This window comes from Flavobacterium sp. T12S277 (assembly GCF_048514875.1).
Lineage (GTDB): Bacteria > Bacteroidota > Bacteroidia > Flavobacteriales > Flavobacteriaceae > Flavobacterium.
Genome location: NZ_JBLYEG010000002.1, coordinates 36,806 through 52,075, shown reverse-complemented (window position 1 = coordinate 52,075; position 15,270 = coordinate 36,806). Strand labels below are relative to the sequence as shown.

Below are 15,270 nucleotides of genomic sequence, written 5' to 3'. Positions count from 1 at the left end.
AGAATCAGATCTGAACTTTTAAAGCTTGCTGTTTCATCTGGTTTTTATAACGAAGTGTTGGTTTTTCCGATTTATTCGAAAAAACCAAACAGTACATTTTTTAATGCTTCTTTGTTTTCAATATGGCTCATGTGTCCGTCTTCAAAAGAAACCAATTCGGCAGTAGTGTCATTGATTTGGGTGATGCTGTCTTCGTAATTTAAAACAGGGTCTTTTTTACCTAAAATCAATAAAACCGGAAACAAATTCTGATGCAGTAGCGCTTCTCTGTCTTTTCTGATTTTCATTCCTTCCAAAGAGGCAACAATTCCTTGTAAAGGAGTTTTTAAAGCCTGAATTTTTACTTTCTCAATTTCGTCTTTTAGTAGGGTTCGATTGTTTTCACTGAACAAATTAGCAATGGCAAGGCTTACAAAGGTTATGTAGTTTTGTTTGACCGCTTTGATAGCGCGTGTTCGGTTGATTTTTTTTTCGGCACTGTCTGCTCTTGAAGTAGAATTCAGTAGAACCAGTTTTCGGATACTTTTTGGAAATAATTCGGCGAAAGCCAAACCTACGTAACCTCCCATCGAATGTCCGACGATTGTAGCTTTCTCAATTTTTAGATGATTTAATACTTCATGAACAGCATTGGCATTATCTTCCATCGCATGTACATATCCCAAAGAATCCGATTTGCCATGACCCAATAAATCAATTGTAATCACGCGGTATTTTTCAGAGAAAGGAGCAATGTAATCCTGCCACATTTTTTTGTTTTCCAAAAAGCCGTGAAGAAATATAATTGCAGTTCCCTGACCTGAATCAGTATAAGAAATTCGGGTGTTTTTATATAGAATATTTTTCAAAATGACATTTTAATTGTGGTTGGCAAAGATAGGAAAAGGTAAAAGCATATAAAAAGTATAAGTTCATTCAGGGTAAAGAAAAATAGTTAATCTAGTCTTTAAGGGTTTATTTCGTGCATAAAAAAACGGCTAACATTTCTGTCAGCCGCAGTTTATATTCTATTGTCTTTCTTCTTTAAGAATTCATCAGACTCTCGATTTCATCTGCTTCAATCGGAATATTGCGCATCAGGTTAAAAGGTTCTCCTTTTTCCTGTACCACAACATTGTCTTCCAAGCGGATTCCGAATCCTTCGGCCGGGATGTAGATTCCAGGCTCAACAGTAAAAACCATATTGGCTTTCATTGGTTCGTGAAGTAATCCATAGTCGTGTGTGTCTAGTCCCATGTGGTGAGAGGTTCCGTGCATGAAATATTTTTTGTATGCTGGCCATTCCGGATTTTCGTTCTGAACATCAGCTTTGTCGATCAAACCTAAACCAAGCAATTCAGAGGTCATGATTTTACCCACTTCAACATGATATTGCTTCCAAAGAGTTCCTGGAGTCAGCATTTTTGTAGCTTCGTTTTTAACTCTTAAAACGGCATTGTAAACTGCTTTTTGTCTTTCGTTGTATCTTCCTGAAACCGGAATTGTACGCGATAAATCGCTGGAGTAGTTCGCGTACTCGGCAGCAACATCCAATAAAATTAAATCTCCGTCTTTACATTGCTGATTGTTTTCGATGTAATGCAAAACATTCGCATTGTTTCCCGAAGCAATAATTGGAGTGTAAGCAAAACCTTTAGAACGGTTGCGTACGAATTCGTGAATTAATTCGGCTTCGATTTCGTATTCGGTTACATTTGGTTTTACAAACGATAATAATCTGCGGAAACCTTTTTCGGTAATGTCGCAAGCCTGCTGAATCAAATCGATTTCTTCACTTTCTTTTACAGAACGAAGGCGTTGTAAAATTGGGTTACTTTTGGCTACGTTGTGTGCCGGATAACGTTCTTTCCACCATTTTACAAAACGAGCTTCACGGGTTTCTGTTTCAACAGTCGCGCGATAATGTTCGTTAGTGTTAATGTACATCGTATCGGCATAGGTCATCATTTCGTTCAAAATTTTATGAAAATCCTGTAACCAATAAACGGTTCTGATTCCTGAAACCTGAAAAGCGCGTTCTTTAGTCAGTTTTTCACCTTCCCAGATGGCAATGTGTTCGCTGGTTTCTTTTAGGAAAAGAATTTCTTTTTGGCTCTCATAAGGCGCGTCCGGAAACAAAAGCAAAATACTTTCTTCCTGATCTACACCGCTCAGATAAAAAATATCTCTGTGTTGTGCAAACGGTAAAGTACTGTCGGCACTAACAGGGTAAATGTCATTAGAGTTGAAAACGGCAACACTGTTTGGTTTCATTTCTGCCGTGAATTTTTTGCGGTTTTTTACAAAAAGAGCGCTGTTTATTTGATGATATTTCATGATAATTTCTTTTTTGAACTTCGAATTTCAAAATTACGTTTTTTAAGCAAACAGCATGAAATTGATTTCTTAAAGTTTTATTTTTTGTTGGAGATTTTTTCTCTCGCAGATTTGGCAGGTTGGTTCGCTACTAAACCCGACAGGTTTTTAAAACCTGTCGGGTTTTGTGTTGTGTGGTTTTTAGTTCATAAAAAAGATAGTTTTTTACAACTTATATATTAACAGAAATATTCTTTAATTCAATTGAAATGTGTTATTTGAAATACTACTTTCGCATTAGTATAAAAAATGCAACATTAATTGTTTTGGATTGAACTGTCCGTTACTTTTATGTTGTGAAGAATTAACCATTATAATATTATCTTGACAATGAAAGGACTTAAACTGATTTTATTTTTTTCGCTGATAGTGTTTCAGCTAACGAATGCACAGACTTATGAATTGCATAATTCTATAAATTTTAACGATGTTAATGATGGACGTAATGTCCCTGATGGAATTACTTGGTTCAAGCCAGATGCTTTGCGTTATGGTATATATAGAACAAGTGGTCCATGGGATGCACCAAATTATCAACAACTAAAATTAGCCTTTCGAACAGGTATTGTTATCGATGGTGGGTATGAAAATCCTAAGAGTGGTACAGTGATACAACCAAACGATGGAAAGGTTGGTATTGGGATTGATACTCCCAGCGCAAAGTTTGAAGTAAGAGGGAATTCTGCAGTTTATAGTGATTTTGCTTCTTATTCCGGGACAACGGTTAATGGTTTTCTTCCTAATGGTAAAGAACCAACATTGGTTATTAGTGAAAAAACTTCAGGAACATTTATTCCAGCCACTGGAGGACAAGTTACCTATAAAGGAGGATTAAGTTTTGGAAGAGGTGGTTCAGGAATTTATTCTGTAAATCCTAATCCCGCGGGGAGTTATCTTTATGGAGACATTCGTTTTCATACTACAACATGGAATGGTTCAGATTTAAGTAATTATGATCGAATGATTATTACCGGGGAAGGGCTTGTTGGAATTGGTACCATTTCTCCAGGTTATAAACTAGATGTTTGTGGAACAATTAGGGCAAACGAGATAAAAGTTGAGTTACGGGGAGGTTGCGATTTTGTTTTTGAAGATGATTACAAATTGATGGATTTGAACAAGTTGGAAGAATTTGTAACTCGAAATAAACATCTTCCCGAAATTGCATCTGAAAAAGAGATGATTGCAAACGGACTTGAGATGAAAGAATTTCAAATGAAATTACTACAGAAAATTGAAGAACTTACTTTATATACGATTGAACAAAATAAAAAACTTGAAATTCAAAATAAGAGAAGTGAGAAGCAAGCTCAAGAATTAAAGTTGTTAAAAGCTAAAATAAAAAAGATGGAATCGGCTAAACGATAAATAAATAAGATTATTTGGAAGTTGCTGACCGTATAGGTTTTTTCGACGAAGGAGGAACCTCCATTAAACCCGACAGGTTTTCAAAACCTGTCGGGTTTTGTCATATATAATTGTATTTGATTTTTTACTTTATAAAAATGCCCCCAAATACAGCCTAACATTTCTGGATAGTTCGTTGGGTTTGTGGGATACATTTTGTAAATTGTTTTTCCAATGTTGTCAAAATGTAACTTTTCTTACTGCTTTTTTTTCTGAAGAAACGCAATCCGTGTCATTTCGACGAAGGAGAAATTACATTAGAAATTCCGCAATCAAGGTCGCCAATCTTTGTCGATCAGTGTGTGTGATTTCTCCTTCGTCGAAATGACAAGATTGCGTAATATTGTATAATCTAGCATAAAAATAATAGCCCAATAAAACAATAAAATGCATCATTCAGGTTTTAAATTAATTACAATCAAAGAAGTTAAATTGCAGTATCCATTTTTAATCGATCATGAAGGTTTCGACCATTTTGATGAATGGGAAGAAGGAGATCTCTTTTTGGTTGCACACGAAAGTGTGAATTTTGAAGGGAACTTTTACCTGGATCTTTATGAAGATAAAGAGAAAAAATGGCTTGCTCATGTATTGGGTGTTCCTTTAAAAGAAATGGATGACCTTAGGATAGAAGGGGTCTTAATAAATGGGAATCTCTACGTAGGCGGAACGATTATAAATGCCGAAGGCGATTACGGACCTTATGTTTTTATTAAAGGAGATGTGAATTGTCAAAGTATGTTGTTGGGAGGATCCTACGTCGAAATTGAAGGCAACGTTACAGCCAAAGAAGTAGTAATGACCTCCTATAATCATGGTAATTTTAAATGTTCGGGCTGTATTGAAGCTCCGGTTTTTATAGTCGAAGATCATTATACAACGGTGGCCGATCGCAAAAATGACTTGTTCTACTATAATGATAAAACAGACGACATGGATCCTGAAGACGAATCTGAATATGATGAGGACAGTGATGAAGAAGTTATTTCGATTGAATTGCGCAAGCATCTTGATAATCCTTTCATAACCACTTTTGAAGAACTGAAAAGAGAGTTGGAGGAAGGCGAGTTGGTTTTAAAAGAAAGCAATCCACCGCAGAAAAATCAGGAATATTGGCAAAAGAGAGTGTCGTCAAATTACAGAGATTTAAAAATAGTTCCGCATCAATTTAAAACGACAGCATTGTGTGAGATGGCGCTGAATTGGACCTATCATGCGTTACCGTTTGTGGAGGAAGAATTTATTACATCTGAACTTTGAGAGAAATTAGTCAGTAAGGATGGTTTTGCGCTCCAGGTAATTACTGATTCCTTTATAACCGAAGAACTTTGTTGGAAAGCAGCGGAGAGTGGAACATTGGTTTCATTGATTCCAGTGCGTTTTTATACTGAAGAACTCATTATAATGACTTTTAAAAAAGGTAGAAATGAACCGAATATTAATGATGTCCCTTCTGAATTTATCACGGATAGTCTGCTCGAAGCATATGTAAAAATAGGCAAAGGATTATGGCTTGATAAGGTTTGTAAAGAAAATGGCAGGGACAAATTATCAATTTTAAAAAGAGTAATTGATTCCGGAATAGAACATCTTGACCCTGTTTTTGGCAATCATTTTAGTAAAGAAGTTGCTGATTATGCTGCTTTTGTTTATGAAAGTAAAAACCAGAGGGAGTGGAGTAGTTATGTTCAAAAATATAAGGTTAAATTTGAGCGTCTTGGGTTGAATGAATATTTATTCTGATAAAATGAACGAACTTATAATTGAAAGTAAAGGGATCAAGACAGATCATTATTTTATACCGCCTTTTGAATTAAGAGAAGGAGAATTGGTTATTATTTATTTAGGAGGAGGAACTCATTTTTATGATTTAAAGGAGCAGTTGATGGCTATTTTTGCAGGAAGAATAAAAAATGAAAATGTAATTGTGACAAAGTCTTTAACTTATGTAGATTATTTTAGAGAATCAAAATTCAGGAGTTTGTTTTTCCCGGTTAGAGTTGACGAGTATTTAAGGAAAAAAGCAAATTTGGAAAGTAAATTTATTCAGAAAATCTATGAAATACCATGGATTAATAAAAAGACGAAAATTAATGAGCTTTATTGGAATACTAAAAGATTACTTTCGTTATATGCGACATTTTCTAAAACAAAATATATAGTTTTTGAATTAGCAGGACAAGGATCTGATGATGCAAAAGAAGTTTGCAATATAGTTAGGAATGAGATTAAAAAAGGAGGTGGTGCGATACTTCTAGACTGGACTCCTGACTGGAAAGATGATTGTGATAAATTTATAGCTTTAGAATGGTTGTCAGTTTAAATGGATTTAGAAATCATGAAATCAAATATTAAAATCAGAAAAGTAGAAAAACAGGATTTAGATTTTGTTTACCAAACCATAAACGAACTTGAAAATGAAGTTTTAGATTTTGAAGTATTTAGTCAGATATTTGATGAGAATATTTCGAACCCAAAGAATTTTTATCTGGTCGCAGAAATTGGGAAAGAAGGTGTTGGTTTTATTAGTTTTCACACGCAAAATCTCCTTCATCATTGCGGATTAGTGGGTGAAATTCAGGAATTTTTTATTCATCAAAATTATCGAGGTAGGGGAATTGGAAGACAACTAATAAATCAGATCCTGCAATATGCCGATCAGAATAATTTGAAAAGTATTGAGGTTACCACCAATAAAAGACGGGTTGAAAACGTATTGATTTACGAGAATCTTGGTTTTGGTTTAACGCACAATAAGTTTACGATTTATAAGTAAGCTTTCGGGTAGTGAAAAGACGGAGTATAAAAAAACTGCTATTTTTGTGAATAGCAGTTTTAATAAATTGAGGAGTATGTTGTTATGATAATCCGTATTCCATACAAGTACTATTTGATGCCGTTTTGTATAAATACCAACCACATGAGTTTTGCCCAATAGGAGTAACTTGTTCGCCGTTACATAGAGGATATGGTACGCAGTTTCCAGTACCCGCGTTAATTGATTTTAATTCTTCTTTGGTTAATTTTTGGAAATTTTTCATAAGTGTTTTTTGTTTTTTGATTTTCCTACTCTATAAGTTTTTCGGATACCACTTTGATAAAAATATAAATTATTTTTAGATAAATACTTACAAAAGTAAAAGACTTTCGATTCGAATTGATTTTTTAGGAATCGGCAACCTTTTTCTCCTTTTAAAGAAAATTTGGGGTAATTTCCTTCTTTTTGTGTTTTTATGGTAATAGTTAGTTTGGAGAATAAATGAAAAAATGTTGGGCCTACTTGCCGCAAGTTGTATTAAAGTCTAATATTGTATAGTAATAATTGCTTTGAGAAAAGATGAAACAACTAAATTCCTCCCTAAAACACAATCTGATAGTAGGTTTGCTTTTTGCCTTATGGATTTTTGTTTTTGCGTTTATCATAAAACCTTTTGATGACGGAACCTTGAATTTCCGGACATGGCTTTTAATGAGTGCCGGATTTAGTGTAACCGCATTTGTGTGTTATGCTTTATTAGCTATTGCTCAAAGAAGCGTTTACAAAAAAACAGCAAAGTGGAACATTGGTCTCGAAGTAGTAAGTCTGATCTTTTTTTACGGGATCTATTTTTTTGCAGTTTATGCATATTACAAAAGCCCGATTTTAAACGGAGGGTATCGTTTTACGGAGTTCTTCGTTTTAATATTTATCAAAGTGGCATTGGTTTTAACGCCTGTAATTGTTCTGGCCAGACGATATTTGCTTAAACTGATCCCGGTAAAAGAAGACGTACTGATTTTTAAAGGGGATAATAAACGGGATATTTTGAAAATCAAAGCAAGCGATTTGGTTTGCATCTCAAATGCGCAAAACTATGTGGAGATTTTTTATACCGAAAATGACCAGCTGCGTTCAAAATTGATTCGTACTTCGCTCAAAAAACTTCAGGACGATTTTGCTTTTTTAGTCCAGATACACCGTTCGCATTTGATAAATCCATTGCATTTTAAGTCCTGGAGAAATCAAAATACGATCATGTTAACCCAAATTGAACTTCCGGTTTCTAAGAGTTTTAAAGAAAATTTATCGAGCTTGTAATTTCGTACCTAAAATCATATGTTTTGTACCAAAGTCAGTAAAATAGGTATTTACGCTGATTTTTCGTTTTAGTTTTGTTTTTTCAATTTTTAAAATAAATTATGAAAACAAAACACTTTTGCCTTATCGGGTTGCTATTTTTCGGGATCAGTTATGTACTATTTTCTAAAGTTTTGCCGGACATTCACAGTCCCATCGATTTTGCACATTGGTTCAATCTTGTCGGAGCTTGTTTTTTAGGATCATTCAATCATGTGTTTCCTAAAAACAAGTTGAATACTGTTGCCTCTTTTGTAACAACTCTGGGGGTTATTGCGCACATTGGTCTTTGCACAATCGATTTTATAATGTCGAGTTTTGGGGAAAATGACGCCGCCAGGGAAGCATTAAGTATTCAAATTAGTAATACGCCTTCAATTTTATATCCGTTTATTATTGTTGGACCTTCTTTGCTTTTTATAGGTTTGGCGATCCATGCTTTAAACTTTATAAAAACTCATTTGATCCTTGTTTTAATGGTTGTTCTTGCTGCACCTGCAATTGGTTTTTCGTTTTTTGCCTTAAAAAATGGTGTTTATATGTTAGTGAGCTGTGTTGTTTTTCTGCTGGGATTAGGTTTGCTTCTTTTTAGAAAGGAAAATTTAAAAGCAGAGATAGTATAAAACAATTGAGGTGTAGTTATTACCGGATGAGAACTTCTGTTTTAATTCCTATCTTCGCTTTCATCTTTTGTACAAATGACGATAGAAAAAGCAAATACAACCGATAGTGAAATTCTAACGCAAATAACCAAAAAGTCAAAAGCTTATTGGGGATATTCGGCAGAGCAAATTCAAAAGTGGGAGGTGAATCTTACTATTTCTTCAGATTACATTAGAGAACATGATGTGTTTAAATTAGTAAAGAATGAGGTGACAGTAGGTTATTATTCTTATTTTTTTGAAGAGGATAAGACCGTCAAAATGGATAATTTATTTATCTTGCCTGAATATATTGGAAAAGGTTTTGGGAAATACCTGTTTCTTGATTTTTTAAACCGAATGAAAGAGGCTGGAGTTCAAATCATCCAGCTCGATTCAGAACCAAATGCTGAAGGGTTTTATTCAAAAATGGGTTTTGTGAAAATTGGATCATTCGAAACTTCAATAAAAAACAGGTTTATTCCTATTATGGAAATGAAATTATACTAAATCAAATCAAAATTGAAAAATTACACGAAATACCTGCTTTCGCTCTTTCTGGCTTTTGTCGTGATTGCGAATGATGGACTTTTAGTTTCTCCATCAAAATCGGCAGCGTATTATCAATCTTCGTTTGTAATTTTAAGAGAGGAATTAGAATTTTCCAATTCTCGTTCTTACCAATTTGTTCAGTCTGTTTCCAGGGTAAAGGCTCTGTTTTCGGTTGTTCTGAAGTATCTCGATTTAAAAGATGTTTTCAGTCTTCAAATTAGGAGTGTTCAAAATCTGCAACTATTTCTTTTTCAAAAATTAAGTTCGTTTATAAAGCAAGCAGTCTTTGTAAATGAAACGATCAATTCTGCAAATTTTAAAACAAGTTTATACATAGCTTAAAGAGATTCTCTTTTAAGTTTTGATGCGCTTCAACGCATACGATGATAAAATAATGTCTAATCATTTATCATTTTCAAAATGTATAAACAAAATAATAAAAAACGTTTAGAGCAATCTAAGCGACCACTTCATTGGATAAAAAGAAAATTCATAGTAATAATAACCGCTTTCATGTTGGGAATGTCACACGGAATGAATGTACATGACGAAGCTCTTAAAGGAAATCAAAACTATACAGAACAGCATAAGAAGGATTGATGTTTTTAATTAGAGAATTGGTCAATGAGATCATTAGGAAATACTTGGTCAAAGTTTTTTAGCGCAATCTTGTCATTTCGACGAAGGAGAAATCACATGCGTTAATCGACAAAGATTGGCGACAATCTGTGTGGAGTTTCTGGTGTGATTTCTCGTGCCTCGAAATGACAAACAGGGGGTAAAAAAGAAAACCGAAGCAGTTTGCTTCGGTTTTTTATTGGAATTTGGAATTTCAAAAATTGGAATTTTAATTTACCCATTTATAATATCTCGCCCCAATCAAATTAGGAATCTCTTTTTCAATTCGATCCAAAACCCATTCGTTTTTAGGGGTTCTGATGCTTTCTTTTTGTTCCTTTTTGTGAAGGCTTTCGTAAGTTTCAAAGCGAATTTCAAGGCTTTCTTCCAGATTTTCAAAAAGTTTTACTTGGGCTAATGCCGATTGCCATTCCGGTTGAATGGTTCCTTCAAAAACTTTCGATTTCGATCCGCTTCCGTAAGCTAAGAATCCGAATGTAGTTCCGGCAACTTCTTGTTTGGTGTCATAATAATGCGCCAAAGTCGATAACAGTCCCATAAAAATAGAACCGGTATAAAGGTTTCCAATTAAAGACGAAGCCAATTCAGCAGGCTGTAACTTCCCGCTTACAAAATTTCTGTATTCTTCCGATTTTGCAACTTCTTTAATTTTAGTTTGATAATCGGCTGGCTCCATATGCTCCGGAATAATTTTATCGGCATGATCTAAAGCATAAATTTCAGACAGCATTCTACGTCCCTGAAAAGAGTACGGAAGGTGCATGATGATACTTTTCCAGGAATTGTATAAAGTTTCGGAGGTGTTTTTTAGTTTTTTGAACGAAAAGTAGGCCGATCGTGTACGATCCATATAACACTGATTCGAGTACTGACCATCAAAAACAGGCTGGTCTTTATGGATTTCGATTTCAGCTTCTAAATTATCAAACCAGGAATCGTTGTTTGTGTTTTGTGTGATCGCTTCTTTTGAAATGCTTCGGTAGGGTTTGAAGAAGTCGAAAACACCTTTTGTACTTGTCGCCCAATTGTTGTCAAAAGCAATGATTCTTGGGTTTGAAGTCACTAGCATTGCTAATGCTCCGGCTCCTTGGGTATATTCTCCGGTGGAGTTTAAATCGTATTTGGCAAAATCGGTTGTTACGACAATTGCTTTTTTGGCTGGATTCAGTTTTACAAAATCAATACAGTTCTGCAAAGCGTCAACACCACCAATACAGGCAAAAGTAAAATCGACTACATCACATTCGGCCAAAGTATCTTCACCAAATTTTTGCTCTATCAAACTAATTAAGAAAGAACTAATAGGTTTCGAACTGTCGATGGCACTTTCGGTACCCACATAGATCCGGCTAATTTCGTTTAGATTGATATTGTGGTCAAGAATAAGTTTGGTTAAAGCATTGGCTCCAAAAACGACCGCATCCTGATGAACATCGGGTAAAGTCATTTTAATTAGTCCGAGGCCTTTTTCTAATTTTTCAGGTTCTATATTTCTGGCAACAGCCAAAGTTTTTATGGGCAAATGTATGTTGGCTACATCAAAAGAAATAGCGTCGATTCCTGTTTTCATTATCATTTTTTTTGAAGCGGATAAAGGTAAAATTATGCTCTTAAAATTCGCTTGTTTTGATTCAATAAAATTCGGGATCGCTTTATTTTTGAGGAAAATAACTCAAAAAGGGGCAAAAAATAGCAATTTGGTAATTACATAAAAATTAAGAATTCGTTAAAATGGCTTGCGAAAAATTTCTATTTTCTTGTTTTTAAATAATTTGCAATAATATCGGAGAAAGCTCTTTAAAATCATTATAAATAAGAGCGAAATGGTTGTAGTTGATGTCTAATTGCTTTATTTTTGTCTAATTTTTTAAAACAAACTACTTTAACACTTATGGCACAATCTGCACTATTGAATGCTTCCATCTTAAAGAAAGTGGCTATGGCTCTTTCGGGAATATTCTTAATCACGTTTTTAGCGCTGCATGTTTCCTTAAATTTTATTTCTATTATTAGTGAAGACGTTTTTAACGAAGCTTCTCACTTTATGGGATACAATCCGCTGATTCAATATGTAATGCAACCTGTTTTGGCAATCGGAGTAATTTTCCATTTCGTAATGGGATTTGTATTGACTGCTCAAAATAGCGCGGCAAGACCAATTGCTTATGCAAAATACAACGGAGCTACTAATGCTTCATGGACTTCTAGAAATATGATTATTTCGGGGTTGGTTATTTTGGCTTTCTTAGGATTGCATTTCTATGATTTTTGGTTTCCTGAAGTTACTTACAAATATATTGTAGGTACAGCACCAGACGCAACAAGATATTATGGAGAGTTAGTGCATAAGTTTCATGATCCAATTCGTACAGGTATCTATTGTGTATCATTTGTGTTGTTAGGATTTCACCTTTGGCACGGATTCAGTTCATCTCTTCAATCTGTAGGGATGCACAATAAGTATTCCCGATTCTTAAGTAAAGTTGGTTACGGATTTGCGGTTGTAGTACCGGCACTTTTCGTTATCATCGCATTATTTCATCATTTCAATAATTAATATCAATTATAATGGCATTAGATTCAAAAATTCCAAATGGTCCAATATCGGACAAATGGACAAATTATAAAGATCATATTAATTTAGTAAACCCTGCTAACAAACGTAATTTAGATATTATTATCGTTGGTACAGGTTTGGCTGGAGGTTCTGCTGCGGCTACTTTGGCTGAGTTAGGATATAACGTAAAAGCTTTCTGCTTTCAGGATTCACCACGTCGTGCGCACTCTATTGCAGCACAAGGGGGAATCAATGCAGCAAAAAATTATAAAGGTGACGGTGACTCGGTTTACAGATTGTTTTATGATACTGTAAAAGGAGGTGACTACCGTGCACGTGAGGCAAACGTTCACCGTTTGGCTGAAGTTTCTGCTAATATTATCGACCAGTGTGTGGCTCAAGGGGTGCCATTGGCTCGTGAATATGGTGGATTATTGGACAACCGTTCTTTTGGAGGAACATTGGTTTCCCGTACTTTTTACGCACAAGGACAAACCGGACAACAATTATTGTTAGGAGCTTATTCTGCAATGAACCGTCAGATTGGTCGTGGAAAAGTAAAAATGTACAACCGTCACGAAATGCTTGATATTGTTATCGTGAACGGAAAAGCGAGAGGTATTATCGCTCGTAACTTAATTACCGGAGAAATTGAAAGACACTCTGCTCACGCGGTAGTAGTAGGTTCAGGAGGATACGGAAACGTATTTTTCTTATCTACAAATGCTATGGGAAGTAACGCAACAGCAGCTTGGAAAATACATAAAAAAGGAGCATTTTTCGCGAATCCTTGTTACACACAAATTCACCCAACTTGTATTCCGGTTTCGGGAGATCACCAGTCTAAATTGACTTTGATGTCGGAATCGTTACGTAATGACGGTCGTATTTGGGTTCCTGCAAAATTAGAAGATGCGAAAGCAATTCGTGAAGGAAAGAAAAAAGCAACTGATTTAACGGAAGCAGAAAGAGATTATTTCTTAGAAAGAAGATATCCTGCTTTTGGTAACTTAGTACCTCGTGACGTAGCATCTCGTGCGGCAAAAGAAAGATGTGATGCTGGTTTTGGAGTTAATAAAACCGGAGAAGCAGTTTACCTGGATTTCGCAGCAGCAATTCAACGTTACGGAACAGAAGATGCTTATGTAAAAGGTTTAGACGATAAAGATGCTGCTTTGGTAACTAAATTAGGAGCTGCGATCGTGAAAAGTAAGTACGGAAACTTATTCCAGATGTACTATAAAATCGTTGATGAGGATCCTTATACAACGCCAATGATGATTTATCCGGCAGTTCACTACACTATGGGGGGAACCTGGGTTGATTATAACTTAATGACTACAATTCCGGGATGTTTCTCAATTGGAGAATCTAACTTCTCTGATCACGGAGCAAACAGACTTGGAGCTTCTGCTTTGATGCAAGGTTTAGCTGATGGATATTTCGTATTACCTTATACTATTGGAGATTATTTAGCTCCGGATATTAAAATGGGAGAAATTTCTACAGAGTTACCGGAATTCTTAGAAGCTGAAAAAGCAGTAAAAGATCAAATCGACAGATTTATCAATAATAAAGGAACTCATTCTGTAGATTATTTCCATAAGAAATTAGGAAAAATCATGTGGGATAAAGTTGGTATGGCTCGTAATGCTAAAGGTTTAGCTGAGGCTATCGAAGAAATTGCTGCTTTACGTGAAGAGTTTTATAAAGATGTAAAAGTGCCGGGAAGCGCTAACGAATTTAATCAGGAATTAGAGAAAGCGACACGTGTTGCCGATTTCTTAGAATTAGGAGAATTGTTCGCGAAAGATGCTTTACACCGTAACGAATCTTGTGGAGGTCACTTCCGTGAGGAGTATCAGACAGAAGAGGGAGAAGCACTTCGTGATGACGAAAACTTTGCATACGTTGCAGCCTGGGAATACAAAGGAAAACCAAGTGATGCCGTATTACACAAAGAACCTCTAATTTACGAAAACATTAAATTAGTACAGCGTAGTTACAAATAGCAATTAGTCAAAAGACAAAAGTCTTAAAGTCAAATGGCTCCATGTTAACTGACTTTCGACTTTCGACTTTATGACCTTCAAACTAAAACAGTATGAAACTTACATTAAAAATATGGCGTCAGAAAAACGCCCAAGATAAAGGAGGAATAGTTGATTACCCAATTGACGGAATCGAACCAGATATGTCTTTCCTTGAAATGCTTGACGTTCTTAACGAACAATTAATCAATAAAGGTGAAGAGCCTGTTGCTTTTGACCACGATTGTCGTGAAGGAATTTGCGGAATGTGTTCATTATTCATCAATGGTGAAGCACACGGACCGGATAGAGGAGTAACTACTTGTCAGTTACACATGCGTATGTTTAAAGATGGTGACACGATTTTTATCGAGCCATTTAGAGCAAAAGCTTTCCCGGTAATTAAAGATTTAGTAGTTGACAGAAGTTCTTTTGACAGAATTCAGCATGCAGGAGGATTTATCTCGGTAAATACTTCAGGAAATACAATTGATGCGAATACAATTCCAATCAACAAACACGATGCAGATAAATCATTTGATGCTGCAGCTTGTATCGGTTGTGGAGCTTGTGTGGCAACTTGTAAAAACTCATCAGCAATGTTGTTTGTTGGAGCAAAAGTATCTCAATATGCTTTATTACCTCAAGGTAAAGTAGAGGCTGTTGATCGTGTTTTAAACATGGTGCACCAAATGGATCTAGAAGGTTTCGGTAACTGTACCAATACAGGAGCTTGTGAAATTGAATGTCCTAAAGGAATTTCTCTTGAAAATATCGCACGTATGAACCGTGAGTATTTATCAGCAAGTTTGAAAGGATAATCTAAAACATATCTTTTTAGTTATATAAAAAGCATCCCCTATATGGCGGATGCTTTTTTTTTGTGAGCTTCAGAGAAGCGAAATATTTACAGAAAGAACAGCTGTTTGCATAAGCTCCAGAGGAGCGATATATATTTACAATCTAATACAT

Annotated in this window: 16 protein-coding genes; 12 read left to right on the top strand and 4 right to left on the bottom strand. The window is 35.2% G+C overall.

Going from position 1 to position 15,270, the window contains the following annotated elements:
- Positions 1–71 precede the first annotated feature (71 nt).
- Both ACN1CN_RS04450 and ACN1CN_RS04445 read right to left on the bottom strand, forming a co-directional pair.
- Entirely contained in the window at positions 72–848 is a 777-nt protein-coding gene (locus tag ACN1CN_RS04450; RefSeq protein ID WP_419134802.1) for an alpha/beta fold hydrolase, read from the bottom strand.
- A gap of 175 nt (positions 849–1,023) precedes the next feature.
- On the bottom strand, positions 1,024–2,316 hold the full coding sequence (locus ACN1CN_RS04445) for an aminopeptidase P family protein (RefSeq protein WP_419134801.1): 1,293 nt from the start codon (positions 2,314–2,316) through the stop codon (positions 1,024–1,026).
- Between the two features lie 369 nt (positions 2,317–2,685).
- On the opposite strand from ACN1CN_RS04445, the gene ACN1CN_RS04440 reads away from it, so the two are divergent.
- The 5 genes from ACN1CN_RS04440 to ACN1CN_RS04420 all read left to right on the top strand — a co-directional run bounded on the left by ACN1CN_RS04440 (position 2,686) and on the right by ACN1CN_RS04420 (position 6,538).
- A complete protein-coding gene (locus ACN1CN_RS04440; protein ID WP_419134800.1) occupies positions 2,686–3,723 on the top strand; it encodes a hypothetical protein in 1,038 nt (345 codons plus the stop codon).
- Positions 3,724–4,149: 426 nt separating this feature from the next.
- The gene (locus ACN1CN_RS04435; RefSeq protein WP_419134799.1) at positions 4,150–5,022 is read left to right on the top strand and encodes a polymer-forming cytoskeletal protein; all 873 of its coding nucleotides are present in this window, start codon (positions 4,150–4,152) and stop codon (positions 5,020–5,022) included.
- A 144-nt stretch (positions 5,023–5,166) separates the two neighbouring features.
- A complete protein-coding gene (locus ACN1CN_RS04430) occupies positions 5,167–5,505 on the top strand; it encodes a hypothetical protein (protein WP_419134798.1) in 339 nt (112 codons plus the stop codon).
- Between the two features lie 4 nt (positions 5,506–5,509).
- A complete protein-coding gene (locus ACN1CN_RS04425) occupies positions 5,510–6,085 on the top strand; it encodes a hypothetical protein (RefSeq protein WP_419134797.1) in 576 nt (191 codons plus the stop codon).
- 15 nt (positions 6,086–6,100) lie between these two features.
- Positions 6,101–6,538, top strand: coding sequence for a GNAT family N-acetyltransferase (locus ACN1CN_RS04420; RefSeq protein WP_419134796.1), 438 nt, complete (start codon positions 6,101–6,103; stop codon positions 6,536–6,538).
- 82 nt (positions 6,539–6,620) lie between these two features.
- Here the strand turns inward: ACN1CN_RS04420 and ACN1CN_RS04415 are convergent, their stop codons facing one another.
- Positions 6,621–6,803 carry a bacteriocin-like protein gene (locus tag ACN1CN_RS04415; protein WP_413614372.1) on the bottom strand — a complete coding sequence of 61 codons (183 nt, stop codon included), beginning with the start codon at positions 6,801–6,803 and terminating at the stop codon, positions 6,621–6,623.
- 296 nt (positions 6,804–7,099) lie between these two features.
- On the opposite strand from ACN1CN_RS04415, the gene ACN1CN_RS04410 reads away from it, so the two are divergent.
- The 4 genes from ACN1CN_RS04410 to ACN1CN_RS04395 all read left to right on the top strand — a co-directional run bounded on the left by ACN1CN_RS04410 (position 7,100) and on the right by ACN1CN_RS04395 (position 9,414).
- Positions 7,100–7,840, top strand: a complete 741-nt coding sequence (locus ACN1CN_RS04410; RefSeq protein ID WP_419134795.1) for a LytTR family DNA-binding domain-containing protein — start codon at positions 7,100–7,102, stop codon at positions 7,838–7,840.
- Between the two features lie 101 nt (positions 7,841–7,941).
- Positions 7,942–8,502, top strand: a complete 561-nt coding sequence (locus ACN1CN_RS04405; RefSeq protein ID WP_419134794.1) for a hypothetical protein — start codon at positions 7,942–7,944, stop codon at positions 8,500–8,502.
- Between the two features lie 75 nt (positions 8,503–8,577).
- Positions 8,578–9,030, top strand: coding sequence for a GNAT family N-acetyltransferase (locus ACN1CN_RS04400; protein ID WP_419134793.1), 453 nt, complete (start codon positions 8,578–8,580; stop codon positions 9,028–9,030).
- Between the two features lie 12 nt (positions 9,031–9,042).
- Positions 9,043–9,414, top strand: coding sequence for a hypothetical protein (locus tag ACN1CN_RS04395; protein WP_419134792.1), 372 nt, complete (start codon positions 9,043–9,045; stop codon positions 9,412–9,414).
- Positions 9,415–9,919: 505 nt separating this feature from the next.
- On the opposite strand, the gene ACN1CN_RS04390 is transcribed toward ACN1CN_RS04395, so the two are convergent.
- On the bottom strand, positions 9,920–11,281 hold the full coding sequence (locus ACN1CN_RS04390; RefSeq protein ID WP_419134791.1) for a hydroxymethylglutaryl-CoA synthase family protein: 1,362 nt from the start codon (positions 11,279–11,281) through the stop codon (positions 9,920–9,922).
- A 321-nt stretch (positions 11,282–11,602) separates the two neighbouring features.
- Here ACN1CN_RS04390 and ACN1CN_RS04385 point away from each other — a divergent pair, with 321 nt between their 5' ends.
- The 3 genes from ACN1CN_RS04385 to ACN1CN_RS04375 all read left to right on the top strand — a co-directional run bounded on the left by ACN1CN_RS04385 (position 11,603) and on the right by ACN1CN_RS04375 (position 15,119).
- Positions 11,603–12,268, top strand: a complete 666-nt coding sequence (locus ACN1CN_RS04385; protein WP_419134790.1) for a succinate dehydrogenase cytochrome b subunit — start codon at positions 11,603–11,605, stop codon at positions 12,266–12,268.
- An 11-nt stretch (positions 12,269–12,279) separates the two neighbouring features.
- Positions 12,280–14,280, top strand: a complete 2,001-nt coding sequence (locus ACN1CN_RS04380; protein ID WP_264525562.1) for a fumarate reductase/succinate dehydrogenase flavoprotein subunit — start codon at positions 12,280–12,282, stop codon at positions 14,278–14,280.
- A gap of 92 nt (positions 14,281–14,372) precedes the next feature.
- A complete protein-coding gene (locus ACN1CN_RS04375) occupies positions 14,373–15,119 on the top strand; it encodes a succinate dehydrogenase/fumarate reductase iron-sulfur subunit (protein ID WP_173966306.1) in 747 nt (248 codons plus the stop codon).
- The last annotated feature ends 151 nt before the right edge of the window (positions 15,120–15,270 follow it).

What these genes read in the sequence shown, in the direction of transcription:
- ACN1CN_RS04445 (WP_419134801.1), bottom strand. Translation starts at nt 2,316, where the DNA reads ATGAAATATCATCAAATAAACAGCGCTCTTTTTGTAAAAAACCGCAAA.
- ACN1CN_RS04440 (WP_419134800.1), top strand. Translation starts at nt 2,686, where the DNA reads ATGAAAGGACTTAAACTGATTTTATTTTTTTCGCTGATAGTGTTTCAG.
- ACN1CN_RS04405 (WP_419134794.1), top strand. Translation starts at nt 7,942, where the DNA reads ATGAAAACAAAACACTTTTGCCTTATCGGGTTGCTATTTTTCGGGATC.
- ACN1CN_RS04415 (WP_413614372.1), bottom strand. Translation starts at nt 6,803, where the DNA reads ATGAAAAATTTCCAAAAATTAACCAAAGAAGAATTAAAATCAATTAAC.
- ACN1CN_RS04420 (WP_419134796.1), top strand. Translation starts at nt 6,101, where the DNA reads ATGAAATCAAATATTAAAATCAGAAAAGTAGAAAAACAGGATTTAGAT.
- ACN1CN_RS04425 (WP_419134797.1), top strand. Translation starts at nt 5,510, where the DNA reads ATGAACGAACTTATAATTGAAAGTAAAGGGATCAAGACAGATCATTAT.
- ACN1CN_RS04400 (WP_419134793.1), top strand. Translation starts at nt 8,578, where the DNA reads ATGACGATAGAAAAAGCAAATACAACCGATAGTGAAATTCTAACGCAA.
- ACN1CN_RS04435 (WP_419134799.1), top strand. Translation starts at nt 4,150, where the DNA reads ATGCATCATTCAGGTTTTAAATTAATTACAATCAAAGAAGTTAAATTG.
- ACN1CN_RS04410 (WP_419134795.1), top strand. Translation starts at nt 7,100, where the DNA reads ATGAAACAACTAAATTCCTCCCTAAAACACAATCTGATAGTAGGTTTG.
- ACN1CN_RS04380 (WP_264525562.1), top strand. Translation starts at nt 12,280, where the DNA reads ATGGCATTAGATTCAAAAATTCCAAATGGTCCAATATCGGACAAATGG.
- ACN1CN_RS04390 (WP_419134791.1), bottom strand. Translation starts at nt 11,281, where the DNA reads ATGAAAACAGGAATCGACGCTATTTCTTTTGATGTAGCCAACATACAT.
- ACN1CN_RS04375 (WP_173966306.1), top strand. Translation starts at nt 14,373, where the DNA reads ATGAAACTTACATTAAAAATATGGCGTCAGAAAAACGCCCAAGATAAA.
- ACN1CN_RS04430 (WP_419134798.1), top strand. Translation starts at nt 5,167, where the DNA reads ATGACTTTTAAAAAAGGTAGAAATGAACCGAATATTAATGATGTCCCT.
- ACN1CN_RS04385 (WP_419134790.1), top strand. Translation starts at nt 11,603, where the DNA reads ATGGCACAATCTGCACTATTGAATGCTTCCATCTTAAAGAAAGTGGCT.